The organism is Pantoea sp. X-Soil-YNGN-785, assembly GCF_059730585.1.
In genome coordinates this window covers 716574-733488 of sequence record NZ_AP035942.1, presented here as the reverse complement: position 1 = coordinate 733488, position 16915 = coordinate 716574, and the positions used below count along the sequence as shown (strand labels likewise).

Sequence of the window (16915 nt, the reverse complement as noted above, 5' to 3'; positions counted from 1 at the left end):
TTCCGGACTGCAAAATCTAAACAGCGTGAATAAAACCAAAAATATTAGCAGAACAATCGGGCGGGTCCGGCGCGAATGCCATGCACGCTGGCATGCCATTCTACCCATGAGCGGGTAGTGGCCGTGAAAAGAGGCGGTACAGATATCTGCTGCGGTGCAGTGTGCAGCGCAGAATGCGATGTCAGTAAATTATGCAGTGAGTCGATCAGCGCCAGCTTTTGTGCCGCCAGCGGTAACTGCTGTTGCTCCGCCTGCACCTGAGGTGCCAGCGTGAAAGAGAGGTGACGAATAACGGTGCGGATGGCGTGCTGATGCCAGTAATCCACGCTGAAGCTTGGACGTCGGGATGCTTCCTGAAGCCGGATTAAATGATCGAAGCGTGTGGCATTGCCAAGAAAGAGACTACTTGCCGGCGATTCAGACGAGGCGTTGAGTTCGGAGCTTTGCGCACAGGCTGGCAGGCCAAAGCTGGCCGCTACCATCCCTAACAGGAGATGGGGCCAGAAGTAGCGTCTACCTAATTGTCGCCAGCGCAGAAGAATCCCGATCACAACCTTTCCATCGCGCATGCTCTGTTGCGCTCTTGATTTCGTGTACCCGCCGCGAGCCGCAACGGATTTCGGCCTGTAAAAGCGCCACAGATAGTAACATTAATGTGGGGCATCCACACCTGGGATTAAAGAGGCGGCGTGAGAAAACGCGTGTGATTGTTCAGCAATTCAGCAGAACAGACAACGCTTTGCGAGCAAGGTCGCAGTCATCAGGTGTGTTACGGAAGGCAATAAAAAAACGGCTGGTGCCGCTGACCGGAGAGGGTGTCAGCATAACCAGCCGTTTCACGTTCTGGGGTAGTTAAGCCAGAACCAGATTCGGTGCTTTGAATGCCACTGGCAGTTCAGCTTCGTCTTCGAAGGTAGCCCATTCCCAGGCTTCCTGCTTCGCAAGAACCGCCTGCAACAGCTTGTTGTTCAGCGCGTGGCCCGATTTGAACGCAGTGAATGCGCCAATAATGTTATGACCACACATAAACAAGTCGCCAATCGCGTCCAGCATTTTGTGACGGACAAACTCGTCTTCAAAACGCAGACCTTCTTCATTCAGTACGCGGAAATCATCCAGACCTATCGCACAATCTAAGCTACCGCCCAGGCACAGGCCTTTAGACTGCAGATATTCGATTTCACGCATAAAGCCAAATGTACGCGCCCGGCTGATTTGACGAACAAAGGCGTCAGCAGAGAAGTTCATCGCATAGCGCTGTGAGCTGGAATCGATAGCCGGGTGTTTGAAGTCAATGGTGAAATCGAGCGAGAAACCGTTGTACGGTTTGATCTCTGCCCATTTGTCACCCTCTTCCACACGCACGGTCTGCTTAACGCGCACAAATTTCTTCGCGCTGTTGAGCTGCTCGATACCCGCATCCATCAGCAGATAGATAAACGGTGCTGCGCTGCCATCCATGATCGGGATTTCTGGCGCATCGACTTCAACAATAATGTTATCGATACCCAGACCCGCCAGGGCGGCATTAAGGTGTTCAACCGTTGAAATACGCACGCCTTCATCATTCACCAGGCAGGTACTCAGCATGGTGTCGCGCACGTATTTTGCATCAGCCGGAAAATCTACCGGTGGATTCAAGTCGGTGCGACGATAGATGACCCCGGTGTTAGCCGACGCAGGGCGTAATGTCAGTGTGACTTTTTTGCCGGTATGTAAACCGACGCCAGTCGCCTGAACAATACGTTTTAATGTCCTTTGTTTGATCATCGCATTATCTCGCAGTATCACCTTTCCGACCGCCAGTATACTTTACCAGCGGACAGACACTTTAGCACAAAGAGCGGAGAATCCCAATTATAGGGTTAATCCTAGTCGGCCTGCTTACGTAAAAAGGCCGGAATATCAAGATAGTCTGGCTCTTTATTCGACTGCGCAGCCTGGTCGTTAACGACTTTGGCAGCAGGCTTCTGCTCCTGCGGCAGTGGTGACATACCGTGCTGCTGATAGCGATGATCCATCACTGGCTGGCTGGCTGGCTTGTTGGTGACCAGCGTGATTTCTGGACGCTTGTCCATGCCAATACCGGTTGCCACGACAGTGACGCGCAGTTCGTCGTTCATTTCCGGATCCAGCGACGTACCGATTACCACGGTCGCGTTGTCAGAGGCGAAGGCACGGATAGTGTTACCCACGGTTTCGAACTCATCCAGACGCAGGTCGAAGCCCGCAGTAATGTTGACCAGCACGCCACGGGCGCCAGACAGGTCGATATCTTCCAGCAGTGGGCTGGAGATCGCCATTTCAGCCGCTTCTTCCGCACGATCTTCACCGCACGCCACGCCTGAACCCATCATTGCATAGCCCATTTCGGACATCACGGTACGCACGTCAGCAAAGTCGACGTTCATCAGGCCCGGACGAGTGATCAGTTCGGCGATACCCTGGACTGCGCCTTTCAGCACGTCATTGGCCGCACCAAACGCATCCAGCAGGGAAATGCCACGACCCAGCACTTTCAGCAGCTTGTCGTTTGGAATGGTAATCAGTGAATCGACATGCTTGGAGAGTTCAGCGATCCCCTGCTCGGCAAACGCCATGCGTTTTTTGCCTTCGAAGTTGAATGGCTTGGTGACAACCGCCACCGTCAGGATACCGAGATCCTTGGCCACTTCAGCAACCACAGGTGCTGCACCGGTACCGGTACCGCCGCCCATGCCTGCTGCGATGAAGACCATGTCTGCCCCTTCCAGCGCAGCCCGCAGTGCTTCGCGATCTTCTTCTGCAGAGTTACGGCCCACTTCCGGGTTCGCACCCGCACCCAGACCTTTGGTAATGTTATTACCGATCTGGATGGTCTGGCCGACCGCTGTTTTACGCAGCGCTTGCGCGTCGGTATTCACAGCAAAGAATTCCACACCTTCGATACGTTCGCGTACCATGTGCTCTACGGCGTTACCGCCGCCGCCACCGACGCCGATGACTTTAATCACCGCGTCGTTGGTTAATTCCATAGGTTCAAACATGATTTCTCTCCGTTATGTGCCTGTCGCCTGGAGATCATTAAAGAAAACAGCATGATCCCCTTTCACAAAAATTAAAACTCTTTTTTTAACCAACTGTTAATACGCTTGAACCAGTTACCTACTGAAACCCGTTTTTCGGTCTCTGCATCACCGTTCATGTGCGACTCTTTGCCGTAATGCAACAGTCCCACGGCGGTGGAGTAGTACGATTCCTGCGCATAGTCAGTCAGGCCGGTAATATTCAGCGGCTGTCCGATACGCACCTGCGTATGGAATACGCGTTGCGCACAGGCCGCCAGTCCTTCGATTTGCGCTGCACCACCGGTCAGGACAATGCCTGCGGCCAGATGATGCTTCACGCCCTGCTGACGCAGTTGTTCCTGTAACTGCAGAATCTCGTCATTGACCAGATTCAAAAGTTCGGTATAACGCGGCTCAATCACTTCCGCCAGCGTCTGACGTTGCAGGCTGCGCGGTGGACGTCCTCCTACGCTCGGCACTTCAACGTTCTCATCTTTGCCGACAATCGAGCCCAGCGCACAGCCATGGCGCACTTTAATCGCTTCAGCATCCGTTGGTGGTGTACCAAACGCATAGGCGATATCGCTGGTGACGACGTTGCCTGCATACGGAATCACCTTAGTGTGCCGTAAAGCGCCGCCGGTATATACGGCTATGTCCATTGTACCGCCACCAATATCGACAACACAGACGCCCAGCTCACGTTCGTCTTCAGTCAGAACCGCAAAACTGGAGGCGAGGCCGGCAAAAATCAGCTGATCCACTTTCAGTCCGCAACGCTCAACGGCTTTAACGATGTTCTTCGCCATATCGTTGTGGCAGGTGATCAGGTGTACTTTTGCCTGCATGCGCACGCCGGACAGCCCGACCGGATTCTTAATCCCTTCCTGATAATCGATTGCGTATTCCTGAGGAATTACATGCAGGATGCGGTGCTCGTCACGTACTCTCACCGATTTGGCGGTATGTACAACGTTCTCTACATCATCCTGAGTCACTTCCTCTTCCGAAATCGGAACCATCCCGATTTCGTTCTGACAACTGATATGTTTGCCCGATAAAGCAAGGTAGACGGAGGAGATCTGGCAATCTGCCATCAGCTCAGCCTGATCGATGGCGCGCTGAACGCATTTCACCACCGACTCAAGGTCGTTTACGCCACCTTTATCCATACCGCGGGAAGGGCAGCTGCCCACCCCAATAATGTTGACCATACCATCGGGCAGAACTTCCCCAACCAGGGCGGCAACCTTTGCAGTGCCGATTTCGAGTCCAACTACCAGTTTTCTGTCCGTTGCCTTGATCATTGTTGTTTAGCCTGTGCCTGGTTCTGTTGCTGATTACTGTCCTGTGGCTCCATCACGACCGGTGTCCAGCCAACAGAAGCGCCAGAGTCGTATCGCAAATCCACGTAGCTGATACGTTTGCTCTCGTTCTGACCTTGCTGTTGCAGCACCGGGTAGAGCTCAATAAAGCGATTCAGTCGTTTCATGGTGTCGCTGCGGCCCAGTTCGATACGTACATCATCGCTGGTGACCAGCTGCCATGAACGACGGGCCGTCATCGACGCCACCTTCAGGGTAAACTTCCGGGCTTTCAGCACATCATCCATGCTGTGATAGCCCGCCAGGACCTCTTTCTCACTCCCTTCTGGCCCATACAACATCGGCATTGTTTCTTTGCCGGCATGACTGGCGGGTACGCTGAAGGAGACACCTTCAGCATCCACCATATGCAAATCGTTCCAGCGCGCCACCGGCGTATACTCCACCAGATGGATTTTCAGTTCGTCCGGCCACTGCTTACGCACGCTGACCTGCTTTATCCACGGCAGCCGCTCAATCTGCTGCTGCAGGATATCCACATCCTGAGACATAAACGTGCCAGGCGGACCCAGCGATAGAATCGCCTGGCGGATATCGTCGTGGGTGGTGTAGTGCGTCTGTCCTGTCACCACCAGTTTTGACAGCGGCAGCCGGGACGCATCGTTCATCCACTTCAGCACTACCAGCCCGCCGGCAACCATAATCCCGATAACCATCAGCAGAAAAACAATGCCGAACAGTCGGGCTCCGTTACTGCGCCCGGTGCGAATACGCTCCTGCGGTTCACGGTTTCGAACTCTCATCGCCGCCTGTGACATATCAGTCGGCCAGCTCCAGAATATGGGCAACCAGCTGCGGGAAACTCATGCCCGCCTGTTTCGCAGCCATAGGAACCAGACTGTGGCTGGTCATGCCCGGAGAGGTATTGGCTTCCAGCAACTGAAAGCGCCCTTCCCCATCCGTCATCACATCAACCCGTCCCCAGCCACGACAGCCCAGTGCACGCCAGGCCGCCAGCACCAGCTGCTGTAATTCAGCTTCACGTTCAGCGCTCAAATCGGCCGGACAGACGTACTGAGTATCGTCAGAAATGTATTTAGCTTCATAGTCATAGAACTCACTGGCGCTCTTTATTTCAATTGAGGGCAGAATACGATCGCCCACAATCGCGACGGTATACTCCGCGCCGCTGAGAAACGCCTCGACCAGTACGTCATCGTCGTGCTTAAACGCCATGTCCAGTGCGGCAGGCAGCGCGCTCAGATCGTTAACCCGGCTGATACCCACACTCGAGCCTTCACAGGCTGGCTTTACAAACAGTGGCAGACCCAGCGCCGCAATTGCTGCGTTGCTCTCTGCATCCAGCCCGGCATCAAACTGCTGACGCGTCAGCCAGACAAATTTGCCTGAGGGTAATCCGCGACCCTGCCACAGCAGTTTGGTGCGCAGCTTATCCATGGTCACAGCCGATGCCATTACGCCGCTGCCGGTGTAAGGCAGTTGCAGGAACTCCAGCACCGCCTGCATCGTGCCATCTTCTCCGCCCCGGCCATGCAGCGCGATAAAGGCTTTGGCAAAGCCCTGCTCTTTCAGCGTCAGCACCGATACATCACGGGTGTCGACGCCATGCGCATCGATGCCCATTTCCCGCAGTCCGGCGACGACGGCCTGACCCGAGTTCAGCGAAACCTCACGCTCTGCTGAGGTGCCGCCCATTAATACGGCAACTTTATCCGCCATGACGATCCTCCGCTTTGCGTTCCGGCTGGAGCTTAGTCTCCGCCAGCTTGCGGGCAACCTTGCCGACGTTACCGGCGCCCTGCACCAGGATCAGGTCATTGCCTGACAGCAGTGGTGCCAGCATTTCCGGCAGCGCGTCATGTTCCGGCACCAGAATCGGATCAACCTTGCCCCGGTTACGAATGGCACGGCACAGCGAACGGCTGTCAGCACCCGGAATCGCGGTTTCACCGGCGGAGTACACATCCAGCATCAGCAACACATCGACATGCGACAGCACGTTGGCGAAATCATCAAACAAATCGCGGGTACGGCTGTATCGGTGCGGCTGAAACACCATCACCAGTTTTTTATCCGGCCAGCCTGCGCGCGCGGCTTTAATCGTCGCGTCCACTTCGGTTGGGTGATGACCGTAATCATCCACCAGCATGGCGGTGCCCGGCTGACCGTTCACCGGCTCTGTCGGGAATTCACCCAGCAGATCAAAGCGACGGCCCGTGCCCTGGAAACTCTCCAGCGCAGCCAGGATGGCATTGTCTTCAATGCCCTCTTCACTGGCGACGGCAACCGCGGCTGCCGCGTTCAGGGCGTTGTGGCGACCCGGCGCATTCAGCGTAATCTGCAGCGGCGCTTTGTCCTGACGGATCAGGGTAAAATGCCCCTGCGCGCCACTCTGCTCGTAGTTTTCAATGCGCAGATCCGCATCGTCACTGAAACCGTAGGTGGTGATATGACGGCCCACCCGTGGGATCAGGTCACGGATAACCACATCATCCACACACATTACCGCACGACCGTAAAACGGCAGGTTGTGCAGGAAGTTAATAAACGTCTGCTTCAGGTTCTCAAAATCGCCCTGATAGGTGTCCATATGGTCAGCTTCGATGTTGGTCACAATGGCCACCATCGGCTGCAGATGCAGGAACGACGCATCGCTCTCATCCGCTTCAGCAATCAGATAGCGGCTGTGACCCAGACGTGCATGGGTACCTGCTGCTTTAACCAGTCCGCCGTTAACGAACGTCGGATCAAGACCGGCTTCCGCATAAATACTCGACACCATCGCCGTGGTGGTCGTTTTGCCATGCGTACCCGCAACGGCGATGCCGTGACGGAAACGCATCAGTTCAGCCAGCATTTCCGCACGACGGATGACCGGGATACGCTGTTCACGAGCTGCTACCAGTTCCGGGTTATCCTGCGATACGGCGCTGGAGACCACAACGACGCTGGCATCGGTCACGTTTTCGGGGCGATGGTTAAAATAAATGGTGGCGCCCAGGGCGATCAGGTTCTGCGTCACCGGGTTAGGGGCCAGATCTGAACCGCTGATATGGTAGCCTTCATTTGCTAACACTTCGGCAATACCGCCCATGCCAGCACCACCGATGCCGACAAAGTGGATGTGCCGGACGCGACGCATCTCGGGCACGATAGAACGCAGTTTTGCCAATTGTTGTGTATTCATCGCTCTCAGTTACCTGCTATTTCAGTTTGTACCCACTTCGGGTACAGGTCAGACACGCTGACCGGAATGATTACTTTGCGGCGCGAGCCACTTCCTGAGCGACCCGTCCAGTCGCATCGGGGATCGCCACCTGACGGGCCTGCTCAGCCATCGTCAGCAGTGTTGCGCGGTCCCAGTGGCGTAGCAAATCCGCTACAGCCTCCGCAGTAAATTGCGGCTGCTCAAAAATTCTGGCGGCGCCCGCTTTCTCCAGCGGCAGCGCGTTCCAGTACTGCTGGCGATCTTTGTGCTGAAACGGCACGAAAATCGCCGGTAAACCAGCGGCAGCGACTTCGCTCACGGTTAATGCGCCGGAGCGACATACCACCACATCAGCCCAGGCGTAGGCGGCAGCCATGTCATCAATAAACTCAGTGACCTTATGCTGCGTCTGTCCCACCTGCTGATAGGCTTTCTCTGTTTCGGGCTGTGCCCCTTTACCGGTCTGATGCCACAGGGTGATCTCATCACCCACCAGCGCCGCAACCTGCGGCAGCGTCTGGTTCAGAATCCGCGCCCCCTGACTGCCCCCAATCACCAGCACCCGAATCGGGCCATGACGATCCGCCAGACGTTGCGCGGGTAAAGGCAGAGCCAGAACATCGGTACGAACCGGATTCCCCACCACATCGGCGGCGGGAAACGCGCCCGGAAACGCCTGCAGTACTTTGGTAGCGATTTTCGCCAGCCATTTGTTAGTCAGCCCGGCGATCCCGTTCTGCTCATGCAGCACCACCGGAATCCCGCAGCTCCAGGCCGCTAAGCCGCCTGGTCCTGAAACGTAGCCGCCCATGCCCAGCACAACATCCGGCTGCCAGGCTTTCATAAGGCGACGCGCCTGGCGCCAGGCATTGAAGATACGCAGCGGTGCCAGCAGCAGTGCTTTCATGCCTTTCCCGCGTAATCCGCTGATACGGATGAAGTCGATGTCGATGCCGTGCTTTGGCACCAGATCGGCTTCCATACGGTCGGCTGTGCCTAACCAGCGAACCTGCCAGCCCTGTTCCATCAGATGATGGGCGACAGCCAGACCGGGAAAGACATGTCCGCCGGTTCCGCCTGCCATCACCATCAATCGCTTACCGCTCATCGACCACCTCGGGTAAACGCCTGCGCTTTAGCCAGGCGCGTTTCATAATCTATGCGTAATAAAAAGACGATGGCGGTCGACATAATGATCAGACTCGACCCACCGTAACTGATCAGCGGTAAGGTCAGGCCTTTGGTCGGTAACATACCGGCTGCAGCCCCGACGTTAACCAGCGCCTGGAAGCTGAACCAGACACCGATTGAACAGGCTAAAAAGCCGGAAAAACGCTGATCCAGTTCCAGAGCACGACGGCCAATCGACATCGCACGAAAAGCGACGAAGAATACCATTAAAAGTGCCAGTACCACACCGACATAGCCGAGTTCTTCCCCGATGATGGCGAAAATAAAGTCGGTATGCGCTTCCGGCAGATATTCCAGCTTTTGCACCGAGTTACCGAGTCCCTGCCCCCAGAATTCTCCGCGACCAAATGCCATCAGAGACTGTGTCAGCTGGTAGCCACTACCAAACGGATCTTCCCACGGATTCCAGAACGAGGTCACACGGCGCATACGATAAGGTTCTGCAATGATCAGCAGGATCACCGCAAAAATGCCGGAGCCGATGATGGCCATGAACTGCCACAGCTTGGCACCGGCCAGGAACAGCATCGCCAGCGTGGTAACAAACAGCACTACCACCGTACCCAGGTCCGGCTGCGCCAGCAGTAACACCGCCAGCACGACCATCACGCCCATCGGCTTACAGAAGCCCCAGAAGTTGTTTCGCACCTCTTCCACTTTGCGCACCAGGTAGCTGGCGAGATAGCAAAACAGGGAAAGCTTCGACAGCTCTGCAGGCTGGATACGCAGCGGACCCAGCGAGATCCAGCGCGAGGCACCGTTGACCGAGCTGCCGACGACCAGAACAATCAGCAGCATCGCCACCGTGACCATCAGCATCACGTTGCTGTAGCGCTGCCAGAAATCCATCGGTACCCGCAGTGTGACCAGCGCCATACCCAAAGCCAGCACAATGTAGAACGCATCACGTTTGGCGAAGTAGAAGAGATCGTCATTCAGACGCTGACCTACCGGCATAGACGCCGACGTCACCATCACAAAACCAATTACCGCCAGGCCCAGCGTCAGCCATAACAGTGTGCGGTCATAGAGCACCAGCGATGAATCATCACTTTCGCGTGCGCCCATCACCCAGTCTTTCAGGCGTCCTGAGAAGTAACCCGCCAGTCCGGCACCAGGAATACGCATCAGCTCAGCTCCTTCGCCAGTTGCGCGAACTGCTCACCGCGCTGCTCAAAGTTACGGAACTGGTCAAGGCTGGCGCAGGCCGGCGACAGCAGAACCATATCGCCTGCTTTAACCTGCGGCGCGATCTGCTCCATTGCCTGTCGCATCGTTTCCGTGCGCACAGCGATGTCAGGACGCAGCGCGGCCAGCGCATCGCCGTCACGGCCAAAGCAGTAAAGGCGCACGTTGTCGCCCTGAAGCCACGGGATCAGCGGTGTAAAATCGGCTGACTTACCATCACCGCCCATCAGCAGCCACAGCGTTCCCTGAACCTGCAGGCCGTTCAGCGCCGCTTCGGTGCTGCCGACGTTGGTCGCTTTGGAGTCATTAATCCAGCGCACGCCCTGGTGTTCATGGACCAGCTGGAAGCGATGCGCCAGACCGTTAAATTGCGTTAAGGCCGCGAGGCTGGAGGCGCGTGGCAGACCGACCGCATCGGCCAGCGCCAGCGCAGCCAGCGCGTTGGTGTAGTTATGCTGTCCCACCATCTTCATTTCAGCGGTGTTCAGGACTTTCTCACCTTTCACCCGCAGCCAGATACTGCCCTGCTGCTTGTTAAGGTGGTAGTCACCGAAATCGACACCAAAGCTGACACAGCGCTTATCCGCACCACGTACCGGCATCGTCAGCGCATCATCAGCGTTAACGATGCAGATCTGCGCATTCTCATAGACCCGCAGCTTGGCAGCACGATACTGCTGCATACCCAGCGGATAGCGGTCCATATGATCTTCGGTGACGTTAAGCACGGTTGCCGCAGCCGCTTTCAGACTGTGGGTGGTCTCAAGCTGGAAACTGGAGAGTTCCAGTACATAAAGTTGGGCCGGTGATTGCAGCAGACTCAGCGCGGGCAGACCAATATTGCCACCGACGCCCACCTGCCAGCCTGCGGCTTTCGCCATCTCACCTACCAGCGTGGTCACGGTGCTTTTGCCGTTAGAACCGGTAATTGCCACGATGGGAGCCTGCGCCTCGCGGCAGAACAGCTCAATGTCACCGACGATTTCAATTCCGGCTTCTACCGCTTCGCTGAGAATCGGATGCGCCAGCGCGACGCCAGGGCTGGCAACAATCAGATCTGCCGCCAGTAGCCAGTCACCGTTAATGCCGCCCAGATGGCGTTCAACCTGCCCGGGCAATTTATCCAGCCCCGGCGGCGAGACACGGGTGTCCATCACGCGAGGCGTGACGCCCTGCGCTAAAAAGAAATCAACACAGGAGAGCCCGGTAAGGCCCAGTCCGATGATGACGACTTTTCTACCCCGATAGTCAGCCATGATTAACGCACCTTCAGCGTGGCCAGGCCAATCAGCACCAGCATTAGCGAAATAATCCAAAAGCGCACGATGACGCGCGGTTCCGGCCAGCCCTTAAGTTCATAGTGGTGATGGATCGGCGCCATGCGGAAAATACGCTGGCCGCGCAACTTGAACGATCCCACCTGAAGGATTACCGACAGCGTTTCAACCACAAATACGCCGCCCATGATCACCAGTAAAAATTCCTGACGCAGTAACACCGCGATGGTGCCCAGCGCGCCGCCTAATGCCAGCGAGCCGACGTCGCCCATAAAGACCTGAGCCGGATAGGTGTTGAACCACAGGAAGCCCAGCCCTGCCCCGACGATAGCGGTACAGACAATCACCAGCTCACCGGCGTGACGCAGATAGGGAATATGAAGGTATTCAGCAAACTTCACGTTACCGGTTGCCCAGGCAACCAGCGCGAAGCCCGCAGCGACAAAGACGGTTGGCATAATCGCCAGGCCATCCAGACCATCGGTCAGATTGACCGCATTACCCGTTCCGACAATGACAAAGTAGGCCAGCAGCACATAAAACAGGCCAAGCTGCGGCATGATGTCTTTGAAAAACGGCACGACCAGTTGAGTCGCAGGGGTATCTTTGCCCGCCGCATAAAGTCCGAACGCCACACCCAGCGAAATCACCGACATCCAGAAATATTTCCAGCGGGCGATCAGGCCTTTGGTGTCTTTACGCACCACTTTGCGGTAGTCATCGACAAAGCCGATGATGCCAAAGCCGACCAGCACGAACAGCACGCACCAGACATAGGGGTTCGACGGATAGGCCCACATCAGTACCGAAATGGTGATGGAAGTCAGAATCATGATGCCGCCCATGGTAGGCGTCCCGCGCTTACTGAAGTGCGATTCCGGACCGTCGTTACGGACGACCTGGCCAATCTGTAATTTCTGCAGCCAGGCGATGAGGCGCGGCCCCATCCAGAGCGAGATAAATAACGCGGTCAGCAGGCTGACAATGGCGCGAAACGTCAGATAGGAAAAGACGTTGAAGCCCGAATAAAAAGCGACCAGATGCTCGGCCAGCCAAACTAACATGTTCCTTTCTCCTTTAAGCTCTGTACTACCTGCTCCATGGCGGCACTACGTGAACCTTTTATCAGGACGGTAATTTCTGAGTGTTGGGACAACAATTCTCGCAAACGTTCAGTCAGCGCCGTCTTATCGCTGAAATGTTCACCAACGCCACTGCTTTCACTAATGAAATGGCTGAATTTTCCACAGGTCAGTACGCGGTCAAGGCCTGCTTCGCGTGCCGCTTCACCGATTTCGCGGTGACATTTTTCAGTCTCTTCGCCCAGTTCCGCCATATCACCCGCGACCAGCACCTGGTAACCTGGCATCTCTGACAGGACCTGGACGGCGGCGGTCATCGAGCCGACGTTAGCGTTGTAGCTGTCATCCAGCAGCAGCTGATGCGCAGAAAGACGCACCGGGAACAGACGACCCGGCACCGACTGCAGGTTTTTCAGTCCCTGCTGAACGGCGCTAAGCGGCGCATCCACCGACAGGGCCAGTGCCGCCGCCGCCAAAGCGTTAGCGATGTTATGACGGCCCGGCAACGGCAGTACGATCTCAGCCGTGCCACGCGGTGTGTTCATCACAAAATGGGTGCCATCCTGCGCAATGCGGATATCACGGGCGGAGAAATCACACTCGGCCGCCTGCGGTGAAAAGCGCCACACGGTTTTATCCTGCAGTGTGCTCTGCCAGTTCGGCCAGTCGTTGCTCTCCGCATTGAGAATGGCAATGCCGTGAGCCGGCAGGCCCTGAAAGATCTCACCTTTCGCTTTAGCAACACCCGCCAGTGAGCCAAAGCCCTCCAGATGGGCCGCGGCCAGATTATTCACCAGCGCACTTTCTGGTTTAACCAGGTCAGTGGTGTAGGCGATTTCGCCCTGATGATTAGCACCCAGCTCGATGACCGCATACTGATGTTCTGCGGTCAGGCGGAGCAGGGTCATCGGCACGCCATAATCGTTGTTGAGATTGCCTGCGGTGTAGAGCGTTTCGCCACACTGACGCAGAATTGCTGCGGTCATCTCCTTAACCGAGGTTTTGCCGGAGGAGCCGGTCAGCGCCACGACGCGGGCGGTCGACTGCTGACGAACCCAGGCACCCAGTCGGCCAAAGGCGATACGGGTATCTTCAACCACCACCTGAGGCACAGCGACAGGTAAATACTTACTCACCAGCAGCGCCTGTGCGCCACTGGCAATCGCCTCTTCAGCGAAGTCGTGTGCATCGAAGCGTTCGCCCACCAGCGCGACAAACAGGCTGCCCGCCGTCACTTTGCGGGTATCGGTGGTCACATCATTCAGGGTTAAATCGCTGCCGTGCAGCGTGCTGCCGGTAATTTCCGCCAGGGTCTTTAATGAAACCGGAATCATGCTGCGCCTCCCAGCAGTGCCGCTACCGTGGCACGATCGGAGTAGTCGAGACGACGGTTGCCGATGATCTGATAATCTTCATGGCCTTTGCCCGCCACCAGCACGATATCGTCAGGCTGTGCCTGCATAATGGCGTTAGTGACCGCTTGCGCACGACCCGATACCACGCGGGCGCGGCCCGGATCCAGCAAACCGGCCAGAATGTCTTTTACAATCGCCTGCGGATCTTCGCTGCGCGGGTTGTCGTCGGTAATCACCACCACATCCGCAAATTGTTCAGCAATCGCCCCCATTAACGGGCGCTTGCCTTTGTCGCGGTCGCCACCGCAGCCAAACAGGCACCAGAGTTTTCCTTTGCAATGCAGACGTGCCGCTTCCAGCGCTTTTTCCAGCGCATCCGGCGTGTGGGCATAATCCACCACGACCGTCGGTTTTCCTGCAGCGCTGAACACTTCCATACGCCCGTTAACGGGCTGTAATCGTGGTGCAACGCTTATCAGCGTCGCCAGCGGATAATCCAGTGACAGCAGGGTCGCCAGCGCCAGCAGCAGATTGCTGACGTTGAACGCGCCCATCAGCGGGCTGTCGATTTCACCGTTGCCCCAGCTGGAGCTGAAACGGATATGAGCCCCGTTGTCGTGGTACTCCACCGCATCGGCTTTCAGCCAGCGGCCATGGCAGCCCGATTGAAGGTTATCTTCCATGGTGACGGCAACCGCATCAGGTAAGCGCGCCAGCCAGCGACGGCCGACTTCATCATCAGCGTTAAGAATCGCCTGTCCGACCTGATGCTCAGAAAACAGTAGCCATTTGGCCGACTCATAGCTCGGCATGTCACCGTGGTAATCGAGGTGATCGCGACTGAGGTTAGTGAAGACCGCTGCAGCAAACGGCAGCGCCGCAACGCGATGCTGCACCAGACCGTGTGAGGAGACTTCCATCGCGGTCAGGGTCGCCCCTTTTTCAGCGAGCTCGTGCAGCATATGCTGAACGTCCACGGCTGAACCGGTAGTATTTTCTGCAGCGACTAAGTGACCCACCAGCCCGTTGCCGACGGTGCCCATCACCGCGCTGGTCTCACCCAGCAGCGTTGCCCACTGCGCCAGCAGCTGGGTAGTCGTGGTTTTACCATTGGTGCCGGTGACGCCAATCAGCGTCTGCTTCTCGCCCGGCTGCTGATAAAAACGTCCTGCTAAAGCCGACAGCCGCTGATGCAGCTGTGCCAGATAGATGACCGGTACGCCGTGCATTTCACGGATTTCGCCGTCAGTCGCTTCACCTTCAGCTTCAGCCACCACGGCGGCAACGCCCTGCGCAATCGCCTGCGGAATGAAACGGCGGCCATCAACCTGATGGCCTGCAACAGCGACAAACAGATCGCCAGACGCCGCCATGCGGCTATCCAGGGTCATGTCGCGCAATGGGCGCGCCGGCGCGCCTGGCACCCAGGGGCCGAGTAAGTCGCGCAGGTTACGATCTGTCACTTGATTCCTCACTTCTGTTAGTCACCAACTCATTCCTGTCATTGGTCGTCGGTAATGCGTCCGGCTCGATGTTCATGGTGCGCAGTACGCCGCCCATGATGGCACCAAACACCGGTGCAGAAACCGCACCGCCATAATACTTGCCAGCCTGGGGATCGTTGATCACCACCACCAGCGCGAATCGGGGATGACTGGCAGGCGCAACGCCTGCGGTATAGGCAATGTATTTATTGACGTAGCGTCCGTCCGGCCCGACTTTTTTCGCCGTACCGGTTTTTATCGCGATGCGATAACCCTTGATTGCCGCTTTAACGCCACCGCCACCGGGCAGCGCCACGCTTTCCATCATGTGCATCACAGTTTTCACCAGTGACTCATCGAAAACGCGTTGTCCCGCGACGGGCGGATCCACTTTGGTAATCGACAGCGGACGGTTAATGCCATAGCTGCCAATCGTTGCGTAGACTCGCGCTAACTGTAACGGCGTTACCATTAGCCCGTAGCCGAAAGAGAAGGTGGCCCTCTCTATGTCAGACCACCGTTGTTTTTTAGGGTATAAGCCACTGCTTTCCCCGACCAGCCCCAAATTGGTCGGTTTGCCCAGTCCAAAGCGCGCGTAAGTTTCTACCAACGCTGAGGAAGGCATCGCTAACGCCAGACGTGAAACACCGACGTTACTCGACTTCTGTAAAACCCCTGTCAGGGTCAATTCGTTGTAGCGCGCCACATCTTTGATCTCATGACCATTGACGCGGTACGGCACGGTATTCAGGACGCTGTTCTCTCTGACCACGCCGCGCTGCAGCGCGGTCATCACCACCATCGGCTTCACGGTAGAACCCGGCTCGAAGATGTCGGTAATCGCGCGGTTACGCATCAGATCTTTTGGCGTATTGGTGAGATTATTCGGGTTGTAAGCCGGACTGTTGGCCATCGCCAGCACTTCACCGGTGTTCACATCCACCAGCACCGCCGTACCCGATTCCGCTTTGTTAAAAGCAACGGCGTTATTCAGTTCACGGTAAACCAGCGCCTGTAAGCGTTCATCAATGCTCAGGGTCAGGTTATGGGCGGCGCGGCTGTCCACAGAGGAGATATCTTCGATGACGCGACCATAACGGTCTTTGCGCACCGTCCGCTCGCCCGGCGCACCGGTCAGCCATTTATCAAAGCTCTTTTCAATGCCTTCGATGCCCTGGCCGTCGATATTGGTAAAGCCAATCAGATGAGAGGTGACCTGCCCGGCAGGATAGTAACGACGCGATTCTTCGCGCAGATGAATACCGGGAAGTTTGAGTTTTTTGACGTATTCACCGATGGCCGGATTAACCTGGCGCGCCAGATAGACAAAGCGGCCTTTAGGGTTGGCATTGACGCGGGCCGCCAGCTGATCAAGCGGAATAGAGAGCGCATCGGACAGCGCTTTCCAGCGGCTGTCGAGCGTTACGCCACCACCAGCATGCAGCTCTTTTGGATCAGCCCAGATGGCATTAACCGGTACACTGACAGCCAGTGGGCGGCCAGCGCGATCGCTGATCATCCCGCGCGAAGTCGGCACTGCCTGAACACGCAGCGAGCGCAAATCGCCCTCTTTCACCAGCTTGCCGGGATTGATGACCTGCAGCCAGGCCACACGCGACAGCAAGCCACCCAGCGCCAGTAAAATACAGCCGCACAGCAACGCAAAACGCCAGCTTACAAAGCTGGCTTTATCTTCCGGTTTCTTTAACTTCAGCGTTCTGCCTGTGCCGCTCATTC

The 16915-nt window shown here is 56.5% G+C and carries 14 protein-coding genes; all 14 read right to left on the bottom strand.

The features are described from left to right. Positions 1-44: 44 nt before the first annotated feature. Complete coding sequence (gene secM / locus AC6I8E_RS03225; RefSeq protein WP_323859492.1) at positions 45-551, bottom strand: secA translation cis-regulator SecM; 507 nt, start codon at positions 549-551, stop codon at positions 45-47. Positions 552-852: 301 nt separating this feature from the next. Further along, positions 853-1770, bottom strand: a complete 918-nt coding sequence (lpxC, locus tag AC6I8E_RS03220) for a UDP-3-O-acyl-N-acetylglucosamine deacetylase (RefSeq protein ID WP_013356769.1) — start codon at positions 1768-1770, stop codon at positions 853-855. A gap of 101 nt (positions 1771-1871) precedes the next feature. Beyond that, entirely contained in the window at positions 1872-3026 is a 1155-nt protein-coding gene (ftsZ, locus tag AC6I8E_RS03215; protein ID WP_003854738.1) for a cell division protein FtsZ, read from the bottom strand. A 71-nt stretch (positions 3027-3097) separates the two neighbouring features. Then, entirely contained in the window at positions 3098-4354 is a 1257-nt protein-coding gene (gene ftsA, locus AC6I8E_RS03210) for a cell division protein FtsA (protein WP_010253890.1), read from the bottom strand. Further along, positions 4351-5190: a cell division protein FtsQ gene (gene ftsQ, locus AC6I8E_RS03205; RefSeq protein WP_013356768.1), complete on the bottom strand. Its 840-nt coding sequence runs from the start codon at positions 5188-5190 to the stop codon at positions 4351-4353. Before ftsQ ends, ftsA begins: the two co-directional genes overlap by 4 nt. Position 5191: 1 nt before the next feature. Then, entirely contained in the window at positions 5192-6112 is a 921-nt protein-coding gene (locus AC6I8E_RS03200; RefSeq protein ID WP_095706201.1) for a D-alanine--D-alanine ligase, read from the bottom strand. After that, entirely contained in the window at positions 6102-7580 is a 1479-nt protein-coding gene (gene murC, locus AC6I8E_RS03195) for a UDP-N-acetylmuramate--L-alanine ligase (protein WP_013356766.1), read from the bottom strand. The genes AC6I8E_RS03200 and murC overlap by 11 nt, the downstream gene beginning before the upstream one ends. Positions 7581-7650: 70 nt before the next feature. Next, positions 7651-8709 (bottom strand): undecaprenyldiphospho-muramoylpentapeptide beta-N-acetylglucosaminyltransferase, encoded by a 1059-nt coding sequence (gene murG / locus AC6I8E_RS03190; RefSeq protein ID WP_095706202.1) that lies wholly within the window; start codon positions 8707-8709, stop codon positions 7651-7653. Continuing rightward, the gene (gene ftsW / locus AC6I8E_RS03185) at positions 8706-9920 is read right to left on the bottom strand and encodes a cell division protein FtsW (protein ID WP_497824420.1); all 1215 of its coding nucleotides are present in this window, start codon (positions 9918-9920) and stop codon (positions 8706-8708) included. The genes murG and ftsW overlap by 4 nt, the downstream gene beginning before the upstream one ends. Further along, positions 9920-11236, bottom strand: a complete 1317-nt coding sequence (gene murD / locus AC6I8E_RS03180) for a UDP-N-acetylmuramoyl-L-alanine--D-glutamate ligase (protein ID WP_033731556.1) — start codon at positions 11234-11236, stop codon at positions 9920-9922. Before murD ends, ftsW begins: the two co-directional genes overlap by 1 nt. A gap of 2 nt (positions 11237-11238) precedes the next feature. Further along, on the bottom strand, positions 11239-12321 hold the full coding sequence (gene mraY, locus AC6I8E_RS03175) for a phospho-N-acetylmuramoyl-pentapeptide-transferase (RefSeq protein ID WP_013356763.1): 1083 nt from the start codon (positions 12319-12321) through the stop codon (positions 11239-11241). Beyond that, complete coding sequence (murF, locus tag AC6I8E_RS03170; protein WP_497824419.1) at positions 12315-13673, bottom strand: UDP-N-acetylmuramoyl-tripeptide--D-alanyl-D-alanine ligase; 1359 nt, start codon at positions 13671-13673, stop codon at positions 12315-12317. The genes mraY and murF overlap by 7 nt, the downstream gene beginning before the upstream one ends. Then, positions 13670-15157 (bottom strand): UDP-N-acetylmuramoyl-L-alanyl-D-glutamate--2,6-diaminopimelate ligase, encoded by a 1488-nt coding sequence (gene murE, locus AC6I8E_RS03165; protein WP_201252300.1) that lies wholly within the window; start codon positions 15155-15157, stop codon positions 13670-13672. Before murE ends, murF begins: the two co-directional genes overlap by 4 nt. After that, positions 15144-16913 (bottom strand): peptidoglycan glycosyltransferase FtsI, encoded by a 1770-nt coding sequence (locus AC6I8E_RS03160; RefSeq protein ID WP_013356760.1) that lies wholly within the window; start codon positions 16911-16913, stop codon positions 15144-15146. The genes murE and AC6I8E_RS03160 overlap by 14 nt, the downstream gene beginning before the upstream one ends. Between the last annotated feature and the right edge of the window lie 2 nt (positions 16914-16915).

Excerpts from the sequence above, each read along its gene's own strand:
- AC6I8E_RS03160 (WP_013356760.1), bottom strand. The coding sequence starts at position 16,913 with ATGAGCGGCACAGGCAGAACGCTGAAGTTAAAGAAACCGGAAGATAAA.
- murD (WP_033731556.1), bottom strand. The coding sequence starts at position 11,236 with ATGGCTGACTATCGGGGTAGAAAAGTCGTCATCATCGGACTGGGCCTT.
- ftsQ (WP_013356768.1), bottom strand. The coding sequence starts at position 5,190 with ATGTCACAGGCGGCGATGAGAGTTCGAAACCGTGAACCGCAGGAGCGT.
- mraY (WP_013356763.1), bottom strand. The coding sequence starts at position 12,321 with ATGTTAGTTTGGCTGGCCGAGCATCTGGTCGCTTTTTATTCGGGCTTC.
- ftsA (WP_010253890.1), bottom strand. The coding sequence starts at position 4,354 with ATGATCAAGGCAACGGACAGAAAACTGGTAGTTGGACTCGAAATCGGC.
- ftsZ (WP_003854738.1), bottom strand. The coding sequence starts at position 3,026 with ATGTTTGAACCTATGGAATTAACCAACGACGCGGTGATTAAAGTCATC.
- AC6I8E_RS03200 (WP_095706201.1), bottom strand. The coding sequence starts at position 6,112 with ATGGCGGATAAAGTTGCCGTATTAATGGGCGGCACCTCAGCAGAGCGT.
- murG (WP_095706202.1), bottom strand. The coding sequence starts at position 8,709 with ATGAGCGGTAAGCGATTGATGGTGATGGCAGGCGGAACCGGCGGACAT.
- lpxC (WP_013356769.1), bottom strand. The coding sequence starts at position 1,770 with ATGATCAAACAAAGGACATTAAAACGTATTGTTCAGGCGACTGGCGTC.
- ftsW (WP_497824420.1), bottom strand. The coding sequence starts at position 9,920 with ATGCGTATTCCTGGTGCCGGACTGGCGGGTTACTTCTCAGGACGCCTG.
- murC (WP_013356766.1), bottom strand. The coding sequence starts at position 7,580 with ATGAATACACAACAATTGGCAAAACTGCGTTCTATCGTGCCCGAGATG.
- murF (WP_497824419.1), bottom strand. The coding sequence starts at position 13,673 with ATGATTCCGGTTTCATTAAAGACCCTGGCGGAAATTACCGGCAGCACG.